The 14,497-nt window shown below is 44.3% G+C and carries 7 protein-coding genes; 2 read left to right on the forward strand and 5 right to left on the reverse strand.

Features of this window, described 5'->3' with window-relative positions; genetic code table 11:
- The first annotated feature begins 221 nt into the window (after positions 1-221).
- A complete protein-coding gene (locus AC3WS5_RS06940) occupies positions 222-3,386 on the forward strand; it encodes a ligand-binding sensor domain-containing protein (protein WP_492466545.1) in 3,165 nt (1,054 codons plus the stop codon).
- A complete protein-coding gene (locus AC3WS5_RS06945; protein ID WP_492466546.1) occupies positions 3,383-4,180 on the forward strand; it encodes a response regulator transcription factor in 798 nt (265 codons plus the stop codon). Before AC3WS5_RS06940 ends, AC3WS5_RS06945 begins: the two co-directional genes overlap by 4 nt.
- A 128-nt stretch (positions 4,181-4,308) precedes the next feature.
- Here the strand turns inward: AC3WS5_RS06945 and AC3WS5_RS06950 are convergent, their stop codons facing one another.
- The 5 genes from AC3WS5_RS06950 to AC3WS5_RS06970 all read right to left on the reverse strand — a co-directional run bounded on the left by AC3WS5_RS06950 (position 4,309) and on the right by AC3WS5_RS06970 (position 14,489).
- Positions 4,309-6,579 (reverse strand): GH92 family glycosyl hydrolase, encoded by a 2,271-nt coding sequence (locus AC3WS5_RS06950; RefSeq protein WP_492466547.1) that lies wholly within the window; start codon positions 6,577-6,579, stop codon positions 4,309-4,311.
- A gap of 85 nt (positions 6,580-6,664) precedes the next feature.
- Positions 6,665-8,782, reverse strand: a complete 2,118-nt coding sequence (locus AC3WS5_RS06955; RefSeq protein WP_492466548.1) for a beta-L-arabinofuranosidase domain-containing protein — start codon at positions 8,780-8,782, stop codon at positions 6,665-6,667.
- Between the two features lie 160 nt (positions 8,783-8,942).
- Positions 8,943-11,420, reverse strand: coding sequence for a glutaminase family protein (locus AC3WS5_RS06960; RefSeq protein ID WP_492466549.1), 2,478 nt, complete (start codon positions 11,418-11,420; stop codon positions 8,943-8,945).
- An 87-nt stretch (positions 11,421-11,507) separates the two neighbouring features.
- Positions 11,508-12,473: a DUF4973 domain-containing protein gene (locus AC3WS5_RS06965; RefSeq protein WP_492466550.1), complete on the reverse strand. Its 966-nt coding sequence runs from the start codon at positions 12,471-12,473 to the stop codon at positions 11,508-11,510.
- Between the two features lie 18 nt (positions 12,474-12,491).
- Positions 12,492-14,489, reverse strand: coding sequence for a RagB/SusD family nutrient uptake outer membrane protein (locus AC3WS5_RS06970; RefSeq protein ID WP_492466551.1), 1,998 nt, complete (start codon positions 14,487-14,489; stop codon positions 12,492-12,494).
- Positions 14,490-14,497 lie beyond the last annotated feature (8 nt).

A 14,497-nucleotide genomic window follows, 5' to 3' on the forward strand; every position in this document is an offset into this window, starting at 1 on the left:
TTGTTTAATTTATTTATAATCGCCTGAAAATCATACGACAATAAACCTTGTTTTGATTTACAGCTTATAGGGTGCAAATTACTTGCTGGCGGAATCTTACACACGCCGTTATGATTCAATTTTTCATCGATATGTCTCAAACTTTGTCTTTGCCGGACAGATCTGCTTCGTTTGGTGGGGATCAAAACCCGCTGTTTGTTTATATTTGAACAAAAAACTGCTTGAAGCTTATCATTGTCATCATATGCCTCAGCATCAGCCTTGAGTTTCTTGGCCAGGAATACTATTTCAAAAATTACCAGGTTGAACAGGGATTGTCCAATAACATGGTTCTTTGTACAACGCAGGATCGCAAAGGGTTTCTTTGGTTTGGAACAAGGGATGGCCTGAACCGTTTCGATGGATACAGTTTTAAGGTCTTCCGGAACAATCCGAATGATAGCAACAGCCTACCAACGAATTCTATCCGGTCGCTTTTCGAGGATCGGCAAGGCCGACTTTGGGTTGGAACTGAAAAAGGCCTTAGACGCTATAATGAAAGACTCGAGTTATTTGAACCAGTCCCGGGAGCGCTTGCAAAAGAAATCCGGTGCATTGATATGGATCTATCTGGGGAGCTCTGGTTCGTGTCGGATTTTCATTTATTCAGGTTTCGCCCCGGCTCATCCGCAGTCACCATCGTTCCATCTATTAATGATGTAACGGCGCTGTATATCGACAAGGGTTACCAAATATGGATCGGGACCATTCGCGGCACAATCGCGAAATTTGACCCGGTACACAAAACTTTTCAGGAATTTAATCTGTTCCAGCATTCCAGGCCCGTTGCTTCATTTGAAATCAATTGTATAACGCGCACCGCCGACGGCGCACTGCTAATTGGAACAAGCGGACAAGGTGTGAAGAGGTTTTACCCCACCACCGGCACATATGAAGATATTCTTACCTACCAGGAAAACGGCACGGAAATTTTTGCCAGAAACTTCCTGACCCGCTCACCCCGGGAGATATGGATCGCCACTGAAAGCGGTATCTATATTTATGATATCGTGGACGGGAAATTCAAAAACCTGAAAAAGAATTATTATGACCCCTATTCTATTACAGACAATGCGATTTACACCCTTTGCCAGGATATGGAAGGAGGAATATGGGTTGGTTCCTATTTTGGCGGAGTAAGTTACTTCGCAGACCGTCACTTTATTTTCAGGAAGTATTTTCCTCAACAAGCCGGACATTCCGTAAACGGAAATGCCATTCGGGAAATGGTTGAGGATCGGGATGGAAATCTGTGGATCGGCTCGGAAGACGCAGGTCTGAACAAGTTCGACCCCAGAAGCGGGATTTTTACGAGCTTCAAACCCGGCGATTCAAAGAACGGAATCTCGCATACCAATATTCACGGACTATTGATAGATAACGACAGGTTGTGGATCGGTACATTTGAACACGGTTTGGACGTAATGGATCTGAAATCCGAAAAGTTCATTAAACATTACGGCGCCGGAGACTTACCCGGGCAACTAAAAAGCAACTTCATTTACACGTTTTACAAAACCAGGGATGGAACAATCTTTGTCTGCACCTCTAACGGACTTTACCAATACGACCGCACACACGATAGTTTCCATTTGATACAATCTTTACCGTTTAACACTTTTTATTCTGCAATAACTGAAGATCATACGGGTACAATCTGGGTGGGCACCTTTACTTCGGGTGTCTATTTCTTTAACCGCAGGCAAGGAGTCGTTGGAAAATTAAACATTCATTCATCTCACTATGACCGGCTGGAGCAAAACAGGATCCTTTACATTAAAGAGGACTCAAGACAGAATATCTGGATAGCTACTGAGGCGGGATTGTTTGCGCTCTCACCAGACAGAAAAAAATGCACAACCTACACAGAAGCGAATGGGTTTCCCAGCAACCTCATTTACACTATCATTGAAGATAATGACCGGAACTTGTGGTTCAGCACCTCTAAAGGTCTGGTAAGACTTGATCATCAAAACAAAAATATTCAGATTTTTTCCAAGTCCGACGGACTCCTGAATGAGCAATTCAATTACAATTCAGCGTTCAAGTACTCAAATGGTGATTTGTATTTTGGATCGGTCAAAGGAATGATCAGTTTTACTCCGGGCAATTTCATTCGCAGTCATTATCATCCGCCCCTGTATATAACGGGATTTCAAATGTTCAATAATGAAGTGAATTTCCGGGAAAAGGGATCACCTTTTGGCCAGTCGATACTATTGACCAATGAAATCAGGCTCCGGCATACTCAATCTACCTTCAGCATCGACTTTGCCGCGCTCACTTTTACGGCTCCCGAGAATGTGAAATATGCGTACAAGCTAAAAGGCCTGGATACGGGATGGAATTCAATCAGGGCGAACCGTCGCATCTACTTTACAGACCTCGCTCCGGGAAATTATACGCTCAATGTCAAATCTACAAACAGCAGCGGAATCTGGATGGACAATGAACGAACGCTCAGGCTTACAATACTTCCACCCTGGTGGAAAACCAAGTGGGCTTATGCTATCTATGTTGTGATATTCGCCGGGTTGACCTATCTCATTATTGCATTTATTAACCGTCGACACGCTGAAAAGCAACAACGTCAGATGGAATTGTTTGAGATGAATAAGGAGAAAGAATTTCACAAAGCCAGGATCAATTTTTTTACAAGGGTGGCGCATGAAATCAGAACACCACTAACCCTGATCAAAGCGCCAATGGAAAAAATAATCAGGCAGATCGACCAGACACCCCACCTGGAAAAGTACCTGGTACTGATGAATAAAAGTACCGACAGGCTGCTGGAACTGACTGATCAACTGTTGGATTTCAGAAAAGTAGAATCAGAGAATTATGCGCTTAACCTGACCAGTACGCTCATGAGTGAAGTCATTGAAGAGACAGTCTCTAATTTCAGGCAGATGGCAGAAAATCAGGGATTCAAAATGAGACTTCTGATTACAGGACGGACAGCTTCTGCGTTGGTAGATCGGGACGCAATCACCAAACTAATTGGTAACCTGATTCAAAATGCTATAAAATACGGAAAATCGTTCATCCTGATCGAACTAATATCGCCAGATCATGAAGGCGGCAATATCATTGTAAAAGTCAGTAACGACGGTGAATTGATTCCCCCCGAACTATCTGAGAAAATATTTGATCCGTTCTACCGCGCTAAAAACACGGGTAAAATCCGGGGCACGGGAATTGGCCTCACCTTAGCGCGTTCGCTTGCCGAACTGCATAAGGGAAGCCTTTACCTGGACACTTCAGGAAAAATGAATACATTTGTACTCTTACTCCCATCGGAGCAGCAAAAAGAGATTGTGGAACCATCAACTCAAGCCCAGTTTTGAACAACGTTGACATAGTCAAGCCCGCGATCCTGATTGTAGATGACAATGAGGATATTCTAGCGTTTTTATCAGACGATCTGAGCGAGAAGTACTCAGTATTTACAGCCAGGAACGGCAACGAAGCGTTGGAACTGCTGCAGGACCAGCCGGTTCAATTGATTATCAGCGACGTGATGATGCCGGGTATGGATGGATTCGAACTCTGTGAGAGACTCAGGTCAGACTTTAATTTCAGTCACATACCTATCATTCTCCTGACCGTTAAGAATACGGTGCAGTCGAAAATTGCCGGTTTGAATTCAGGAGCCGATGTTTACGTGGAAAAACCATTTTCCCCCGAATACCTGGGCGCCCAGGTATCCAGTCTGCTTAACAACCGCAACAGGTTAAAAGATTATTTCGCAAAATCGCCCTTGGTGCACGTCAAGAGTATCGCGCATACCCGGGTAGATGAGGAGTTCCTGGAAAAGCTCAATGCGCTGATACAGGGGAACCTGGAGGACGCAACCCTCGATGTGGAAAAACTGGCGATTATGATGAATATGAGCCGGCCGACACTTTACAGAAAAATCAAATCGATTTCAAATTTATCTCCGAGCGAAATGATCAATATTACCCGGCTGAACAAAGCTGTGGAATGGATCAGCAACGGGGAAACCCATCTCAATGAAATTGTCTTCCGGGCGGGCTTTAGTTCCCTGACCCAACTGGGTAGGAGTTTCCAGCGACAGTTCAATATGTCGCCCTCTGAATATGCAAAGAAAGTCAGGTTACAAACGATGTCCAAAGTGTAAGCCAGCACCCTTGCCCCTATCCAGTTTACATAAACATTATCACTATATAGTGATAATATCCGATCGCTTTAAACTGCATAAAGCCCTGCATTAGCTTTATTTTTTGATACAGGTTCTTTTAAATGAGATCAGCGAATGGCCGTGGACACAGAAAATGGCTTATCCGCTTTCTGAATGCCCCGTCTGACTGCAGGTTGGCGATCCATCTCAAACGACAGTTTGCCACCGTTCACTATTTCGCCGTAAGTGAGATAATTCCTCGTGAAAGATTTGCCATTTAGCATTCCGGATTTGATATATATATTGGAGGCTGAATTATTTTTCCCTTCAATTACAAATTTTTTTCCATTTTCCAGCGTGATTGTCGTCTTTTTAAAGAGTGGGCTCCCGATAACGTATTGATCCGTACCGGGGCACACACTATAAAAACCCAGTGCGCTCAATACATACCAGGAAGAGGTCTGTCCCTGATCTTCATCCCCCGGGTAGCCGTTTTCTGTTGCACTATACAAGTGCTTCATCGCCTGTCTTGCCCAGTACTGCGATTTCCACGGCTGTCCTGCATAATTATACAAATACACCATATGTTGTATGGGCTGGTTTCCATGTGCATACTGCCCCATATTTGCCATCACCATCTCTGTCATCTCATGGATCATGCGTCCGTAAGTGCCAACTTTAACCGTGTTCGGAACTGAAAAGACCGAATCGAGTTTTATACAGAATTTTTCTTTCCCTCCCAGCAAATCTATCAGACCATTTACATCATGAAATACAGACCATAGATAGTGCCAGGCATTACCTTCTGTAAACGGACCTCCCCACTCTACCGGATCAAAATTCGCTTTCCATTTACCCATCGAATCTTTACCGTTCATAAATCCAACTGAAGCATCGAAAACATTCTTATAGTTGTACATTTTTGCACCAAAGTCTTTTTCATAATGCTGATTGCCGGTCATCTTTGCCAGGTTATATCCGCAAAAATCATCATAGGCATATTCCAGTGTCTTTGCAGTTGCTTCGCGATATTTCGGATATGGCACGTACCCTAATTGATTATACTCCCGGAATCCATCCCTTCCGTTTGCCGGCCCCCAGGGACCTTTGTTGTTTGCTTCATGATGATAAGCATCGAGTGCCCTTTTCGGATCAAAGGTGCGTATTCCTTTTGCCCAGGCGTCTGCCAGCAAAGAAATAGCATGATTGCCTATCATACTTCCATGTTCATTTGGAAAAGACCATGAGGGCAGCCAGCCGCATTGGTCCTTAGCGTCCAGCAGCGCCTGCATATACCTTCCGTGTTGTGTAGGACACAACAACGCATTTAACGGAAACTGCGCCCGGAATGTATCCCAAAAGCCTGTGTCGGTGAACATGTACCCGTAATGGACTTTACCATCGTAAGGACTAAAATAGTAAGCCCGCCCCGCTTTGTCCACTTCGTAAAATTTCCTGGAGAACAGGCTCGCCCTGAAAAAGCAGGAGTAAAAGGTGGCTTTCTCATCTTCGTTGTCACCTTCCACCAGAATCTTTGCCAGGTGTTCGTTCCATATTTTCCAGGCTTTTCTTTTGGTATCTTCAAGATTTTTATCACCACCCAGTTCCCGCGTTAGATTAAGCATGGCCTGCTCTGCGCTGATATAGGATGAAGCCACTTTTGCCTGCACTTTCGCACCATCAGCAAACTGAATATATGCCCCTATTCCATTTCCATCTCCTTCTGTGCTGTTTGGCTGAATAGTATTATTCCGGTTTTCCCAGGTTCCGTACGCAGCAAAAGGGCGATCGAAAACAACGACAAAATAATTTTTCCAGCCAGCCTGGAAACCCCGGCCATTGTTTACATACCCGGTGATCATTTTCCGGTCAGGATAAATTTTTACACCGCTCAACCTGGTGTAGCCATCGAGCACCAAATAGCTTTTGTGCCCTTGTGGGAAACTAAAACGCAGATGAGCTCCGCGCTCAGTGGGACTCATCTCTGTGGAAATTCCATTATTAAATTGAACTTTGTAGTAGTGCGGCTTCCCTATCTCATTTTCATGTTTGAACTCCAGCGCCCTCTCGTCTTCATTTACTTTAAGATTATCGATGGAAGGCATAAACGAAAACACAGCGTAATCGTTGGTCCATGAACTACACTGATGTGCCTGCTGAAATCCTCTGATGGAAGTTTTGGTGTACTGATACTTCCATCCATCCCCGTTTTTGCCAGTTTGAGGAGTCCAGGTATGCATGGCAAAGGGCAAAGCAGTCGTGGGATAAGTATTACCCCTTGTCAGTTCAAAGGACGAGTTGGTCCCCTGCAGCGTGTTTACATACCGGACCAGGTCCGGAGTCTGAGCCATGCTGAAAAAAGGAACAAGCAGGTTCAAAGTAATTAGTAACGTTCTCATATTATGTGTCTTGAAATATCAAAATCTTCCCGGCTTAGGCATTCGTTTTTTTTACTTTCGATTAAGACCCTGAAATTAAGAATAATTATTTCACAACTGGAAACTGACTGATTCGCAGGCGGGCAGCACCCATGGGTATCAGGGTAATTTCCTTCAATGGCTGGCTAGTTGTCACAGGGCTTTGCATCAATCTACCTGCAAGCCCGTTAGCGTCAATGGTCCATTCGGGTATTTGCTTTCCTTTTGCAACAATGTAAATGGGCGCAGCATCCGGTGTAAACGGAAAATTATCCTTGGGCCATGATTTTTTAATCACTTTAAACCCGGATAAATAGGAATGCGGTGCCAGATACAATCCGTAATTCCAAGGTGAGGCTGCCTGAATTTCATATGAGGGCCATTCCTCTTTATTCACACCTTTTTGCCATTTGGAATCACCGATCGCGGTCTTATCACTTTCCGCTTTAATATACTTTTCATCAATCTTGAGTGAAAACGTAAGCGGGCCGTAGTTTACACTCGCACTGTTCTTATTTTGTTTCCACGTAGTCAGCGCTACTTTCATCGGTAACACCAGGCGAATCTCATCGTTGTTCTTCCAAAGCCTGTTGATCTTTACAAATTTTGATGGTTCGATTTTTACTGGCTGCTTCTTTCCATTGATCCACAAGGCTGCGTTTTCGGCCCATTCAGGGATCCTTAAGTAAAGAGGAAACTGCACCTGTTCTTTAGCATTGAACTTTATGCGGATAGCTTCGTCAAACGGATAGTTTGTAATTTCTGTCAACCTAACCTGTTTGCCATTCGCCACTTTCAGATTCACTTCACTGGCAGCGTAGAGCGCCGCAGCAACACCATTATCTGGCGTGGCCATCCACAGATTTTCAGTATAATAAGGCCAGCCCTGAGAATGATTGTGCTGACAGCACCGGGAACTAAACGGGTTCATCATCAAAAAGGGCCCGGAGTTATCAATGCCTGGATGATGATTTTTCGAATCGTTCAATACCATATTGGGCGAGGTGATGTAACGAAGGGATTTGAAGTCAGGCATCACAGCCGCCGGATATGAATTAAAGGCGACATTCTCCGCATGATCAGCCCACATAATATCACCTGTCATTCGAAACATCTGTTCATCTGAATTCATCTGTTCTACGAATCCACAGGTTTCTGTTCCGTTCTGGGGATCATCATGACCGGGTCGTGCATTCTCATCTGCGCCAAACATGCCGCCCGGTACCTGCCCGAAATATTGCCTGGCGATCTCCTGAACTTCATAACTCGCCCGAAGATCTTTTTTGTCGCCTGATAATAAATAATACGTAGCAGGTTCTCTGAAACCCTGCGCGATGTTTACATTATGCCAGTTCGGCAACAACCCAAACCATCCGGGGAGGTTCTTATCATTTCGGACAGTGTTCCTGTTTTCCCAACTTGTTGAATTCCTGTGTATTTTTCTGGCAAGATCCAGCAGCCACGAGTCACCGGTGATATTGTACAGCCACAATACACTGTGCAGGTTATCCCCGGTCCGCCAGCCCTGCCAATAGTGATAGTGTTTGATAAATTTATCTTCAGGATAATTCAACTGATATCTGAAAAAGTTCTGCATAAATGGAATTACCCTGGTATCCCCGCTGTACTCGTAATAGGACTGCAGGCAGTATAGCATGATCATCTTCGGCCAAAAATCTTCCGCACCATTCTTATCTACGTAGGTTGGACCAAAATTGCCGTCGGATCGCTGACTGCTTAAAACGGCATTCAACCAAATCTTTGCTTCGGCGATCATCCCCGGATCTTTAAGAATGTAACCAATATTGGCATATCCCTTCAACCAATAAGGTACTTCTTCCCAGCCGTACTCTCCTTTTCCATCTTTGCTCAGCCAGGCGTTATTCTCCTTTTGGAGCCAGGCACTTATTTCCCCCAACTGTCCCGTTAGTCCGTTTCTTTGGCGAACCAGATACTCATGTAGCCAACCCATCGGTTTTACACTTCCCACTGGAAGTTTGATAAAAGCATTCTGCAGCAACGGAGACTTATTGTTCAGATAATTTGTATTAACTGCGGGCAGTTCCGGCATAGAAACAACCGACACCTGAGCGTTACCTTTTTCAACTTTAAAAAGGCTGCAAACCGAAAGGACAACCACGAGGATCCATGTGGATAGTTTTTCCCGAAAATGGCAATGATTCATTTTTTTATTGATGTATTTTCTTCATCGGAACTTACCAACAGATCGCTGGCTATTCCGTTCAAGTTATTCTGTGCAAATATACTCAAACTCAGATCTATCGCGATAACTGTCATCCCCAGGTTCAAATCCGTTCAATAATTTTATCCTGGATGTCTGACTTTTATTTGTTCAATTTCGCATCCAAAACTTTCATCCAATAACCGCCCAAAACGCTCCTTGCCTGAAAACCCTCTTTGTGCCCATTGGTCGTTTCATGCCAGTCACCGAACGGCCGGCGATCTGGTGTTTCCGTTGCAAATTTATAAACCGGTTTAACGAGCGCGTGGAAGTCATCTAAATTGCCGGTCAGGCATGCTGTCCACAGGATCCAGTCGCTTTTTGTATAGGTCCTGCGGCTATCCAGCGGTAACCCAAATGCATTTTGTTTGGTTCGATAATACTTCAATTCTGTTAGTGCAATTGATTTTGGGAACAGGTTAAACTTCAGCACGCGGTCCCAGACCATATTGTATTTTTGGCTCCAGGTGCCCGGCTTTCCGAACGCGAGTGAATAGTGATCGCCATCATTTGCGAGCTTCATCCATTTTGGGACCATAGCTGCGGCGGCATGGTGATATTTTTTGTAGACATCTTCCTTACCCAGCATTTTTGCCAGCGTAGCATAACTCTCTACACCCATGATTGCTTTCAGTGATAGGTTAGCATTGCGTGCCAGGTGCCCTGCAAAATCATCTGTGCATAATTGATTTGCGGGATCGAAGCCTTCCCTCGCCAGATAATCAGTCCACGTGGTCAGGGTCTGCCAGTGTCTTTCGGCGTATTTCGCATTACCTTCTCGTACCGCGATAGCTCCGGCCAGTATCACCATATTTCCAGATTCTTCAACCGGCATGTCTTCTCCATAAACCTGACCGTTTGCTAGAGGATAGGTTCCTATATCATGTGCAGCGAAGGGTTTTTTCCATCTCCCGCTCTCGCTATAATAAAAGATCCCGTTCATCATGCCTTTCGCGAGTTCGGGGTTATACACCAGAAAGAGCGGCGACGAAGGATAGGTCAGGTCGACCGTGTTTATACATCCATTACTAAAATTTTCTTTGGAAAGCCAGAGCAGTTCGCCCTGTGGACTCCGTACCAATTTATGCGCAGCCATCACCTGCCGGTAGACCATATCGCAAAGCCTGGCATACTCTTCTCCACCGGCCTTCAGGGCATCACTGTGAATGGTACGGTCTAAGGCCACGCATTTGTTTATGGTAGCATCATAGTCATTATAGGCGTTCGTCAGTTGCTTTTCGATCGTGGAATTATTGTCTTTGTTCCACCAGGGTCGCAGATTGGTACCAAAAAATTGAATGGACCAGATTTCGTCATATCCCAGCAATATCTTTGATACGTTTGAGACGGTATTTCCAAGATCAATGATGGTCCCCAATGTTAGTTGCCGGCCTTTTTGAGTACTGGTGTTCTTCTTTTGACCGCCGTTCCAGATTTCTATCGCCGAAGCTTCAGAGCCGGTGATAAACTGTGAGGCGTTCCTGCTGGCCGCAGCCACGTGAAGGTATCCCCAATCTATTCGAAGGTCATCCCCCTTTTTTCCAAGTACTGGTTGAGCAGTAGTACCTACTTTCAATACGGAAAGATTGTTCAGTTTATAAATTCCGGCCTGAACCTCCTGCGAAGGTTGATCTACAGCCAGCGCTGATGAGGCATTGAATAGTATTTCAACTTTGTGTGGCTTACCATCATTAGATTTGGTACTGAAACTAACATACGACACAGGCCTGGAAATCAAATTAAGGTCGCTGATAATAAGTGGTGAAGTAAAATTCACTTTCAGGTTAACGGGTCCGCAGGTGAAATCATACGCAGTTTGCGTTGCCTTAAGATCAAGATTATTCTGTTTTGCCATTTGCACAGATGTCAGTTCAGGAGATTTCCTCTCTTTAACCAATCCAAAATCGAGATGCTGGCCGCCGGCTGTATTTTTAATGTGTAGTGCTAGCACGTTCTTTCCTTTCTTCAGCAAATCAGGGGCGTTTTCAATGGGAACATAAATATACTTGTGGTACCACCCCTGATGTGCGTAAATCCTGGTTCCATTCAGGTATACGTCGATGTTGTCGTCATGGGAAATTTTCAGGTTCAGCCCTTGAATATTGTTGTCCGTTACATTAAATTCTCTTCTAACCCAAAGATTCCCGGAAGTCCATAAGGTCTTAGGTTTGCTTGCAGCATCACCGAAAGGTGCAAGTCCGGATTTCCAGCCTTTCGTTTTAAAATCAGGATTCATCCAGTTTTGCGACGGCTGTGTCTCGGTAAACAGGGTTGCATAACCCCCTTCATCACCCGTTGACAGAACCCTGTCGTACGCCTTACCTTCAGCTCCCAGGAAACGATAAATTTTGCCATCCACTTTTGCGTAGCCGGTCAGGGGTTGCTCCGAACCGGTCCAGTGCCGGGTAGAAGAAGCGTTCAGTTCATCTGTAACCGACCAGATGCTAAAATAAGGGTCATGCGTAATCAGGGGGTAAGCCGGAGCTTTCTGCGTCTGCGCGCCCGCATGAAACGTCATTCCAATCAACATCGAAGCTGAAAAGGCTATCGATAATTTCGTCGCTCGTCCAAATAGATTCATGGTTATCTCTTGTTATAAATAATTTACTAATATGATACTCGCCATGCGACGACAATATTTCGACTCTTGAATTTTCGAAATTCTTTTCTAATATGTATCACTGTCTATCACCACCTGCTGATCTTCGTCGGGAATCTGCGTATTTCTTTTTCGATCCAAAACCATCGACCCCGAAAATCTGTACCTCAGTGGAAAGGCCGGATTTGTAATGTCATTGTATTCATAAACTAAATTCATCGTTGTGATCGTTCTCTCAAGGTACGGCTGTACTTCATCCATTTTCTTTTCTACCGTGTAAGTACCATTACTCTGTGAAAAGTTTATTGCCGGATCTGATGAAGTAAGTGAAACACTACCATCCTCGTTGAACCGCGCAAAAATTTTATATTTTATCCTGTCGTAGGCTTCTTCTTCCACGACACCGGCATAAAAGAAAATCGTATTTTCATTCACCACCCAAGCTGTTCGTGTGGGCGTTGAAAGCGCCGGATCACCGCTATTTAGCCTCTTTACTTGTCCAGGTGACGAATATACGCCGGAATAATTATTAAAAGGTATGATCTGCATCAGGGACTTTTTGTACCATCTTCTCGGTGACACCCCGTATTTTGATGTAGAGACTACCTTAAGTGGCAAAATGTACTTGTAGTACATGTCGAGACCCTCCATTTTCAGGTTAAGATTGAAGTATCCGATGTTGGAACCTTTGGGTATTGTCGTAGTCATGGATTCGAAAGAATAATTATTTTGTGGTGACTCCACAAAATACAAATCCTGCCTGAAACGGAAACGGTCAAAATTCAAATTACTCAGGGTATCTTTATCTAATTCAATAGTGACCTGTACATCTTCTTTATTTTCAGTTGAACCGCTTAATTCAACAGGCACTTTCAACATCACAGAACCGCCAGCTGATTTATACTTTGCGTAAACAGGAACGACACCGTTCTTCACAAAAGAAACGTCTTTTACAAATAGTTCTTCTGTCCATTCCTTGTTACACGATATACTTATACAGCCTATCAGAAAAATCAAAAAATATACGTTTTTCATTTCTTTAATTTATTCATTTTAGTAAGGAGTTGTCCAACCAGGGTTTTGTGTCAGGCGTTTATTCCTTCTCAATTCCGCGTGGGATATCGGCCACAAATACATTTTCTTCACAAATACTGTAGGCAGGGAAGGAATAATTATAGGAGTATGGAATAAATCTCTTTGCGACGAAGTCATGTCCATATTGCATCCCATGACCGGGGTAGCTTCTTCCACCGGAGCGTCCTTCCACCTCCTGAGATCGAAATACCTGTGATTTTCGCCCATTAATTCAATCTGCCTCTCTCTTTTCAGTTTCTTTCTGAAAAGTTCTTTGGAAGCATAGGTAGCGTCATCGTAATCAGGAACTCCTCCCCTTATACGTAATTGACTTATGGCTTTACTCATTTCTGAGATGTTTCTGCCCACGCTTAAATTGCCTGTACCGGTATAAGCCGGAATATTGTAGGAATTACTAAGTTCATTGAGCGCTTCAGCATAGATCAACAATATCTCTGCATAACGAATGGCTGGCTCTGTTTTCGGAACAGTAAATGATCCCGCCAATGTACTCCAAGAATCAATCGGGTTCACGAATTTCTTGATCCCAATTCCTGTTCGGATATAAAACTGTGGAGCAGCTGGTTGCTTTCCATCAGGTTCGCCTCTATAATAGAATACTTGTTTGCTGCGCAGGTTCGGATCGGTGACACTGGTACGATACCAGATGCTTCCGTTGTAAGCTACCGAAGCGTAAAACCTGGGCTCCCTGTCGGCATACTGAAGTGACACACCTGACGGAAGTGGTTTATTTGAAGTATTACTCATTGTATAACCTTGAACCCTGGGATTGACTGGCACATCGCTCCCGTCGTTCATACTGTAGGCATCGCACTGCTTCTGCGTGATACCGTGAGCATTCCATCCTCCCATTGACGAAGGAGTCTGGTGAAGTGGCAGGTCGTTCACACCCCTTCCGCCAATTTCAGTTACGCGCGAGAAAATAATCTCAGGATTAGCCGTAAATGATACATCACCGTTGAAAATCTGCCGGTAGGACTCGAAAGGATCAATATCCTTCCAACCAGAAGGAAAATTTTTATCCGAATACCGCGCATCAAAAGGTGGAGTTAAGGTCGGTGGATGATCCGGACCCTGATCTTCCGGGTGTGAAGGATAAGTATAAAGTTTGTAAGTACCTAACTCAATAACTTCTTTCGCCGCCGCCGCCGCTCTGGCCCATTTCTCTTCAGTATACTGCTTCGATATTAACTGCTTACCTCTGTCATCCGTCAGTTCAGCCATCTCTGCATTGCCGTTGAAGAGCGGGCTTGCTGCATATAGGTACACTTTTGCTCTGGCTGCGAGTGCCGCACCCTTTGTACACCTGACTACATTACGATTGTCGCGGCTCAACGGGAGATCCTGAGCTGCCAGCGCGAATTCCTTTGTAATAAAATCCACACATTCATCATATGTATTTCTTGGGAGTGATAAATCATCATAGCTTAAAATGTAGTCCAACCCATGAACCGGCACAAGCGGAACCGGCCCGTATTTGCGTAGCAACAACCAGTAGTAATATGCCCTTAAGAACCTGGCTTGTGCTTTTGAATCTGTGATCTCTCCTTTGGTCATTTGCCGGTTCTTGTCGATATTATCAATAAATATAGAGGCCTTTCTGATTCCCTGGTAACACGATGTCCAGGATCCCTGCCACCAACCCTCATCATATTCACCATTTTTATATTTCCTATACGTCCGGGCGTCAAATTCGTCACCTCTGTCTCCGAAAAACATATCGTCTGAGATCAGGTTGCTGGGTGCATAGTCTTTACTGCCAACATCCATATTATCGTCCCGGAGATGGGTATACACATCAGCCAGCCACTGGTCAGAATAATCCTTTTTTGAGAAAACAGAATCAATATTCTGTCTGTCTTTGAAAAAGAACTCCATATTCATGTACTTCCTACATGATCCCAAAACGAAAAGCAGGAAAACTGAACTTACTATAATTGATAGACTTTTTTTCATTGTCAAAA

It is taken from the genome of Niabella sp. CPT15-335-S11 (genome assembly GCF_058792415.1).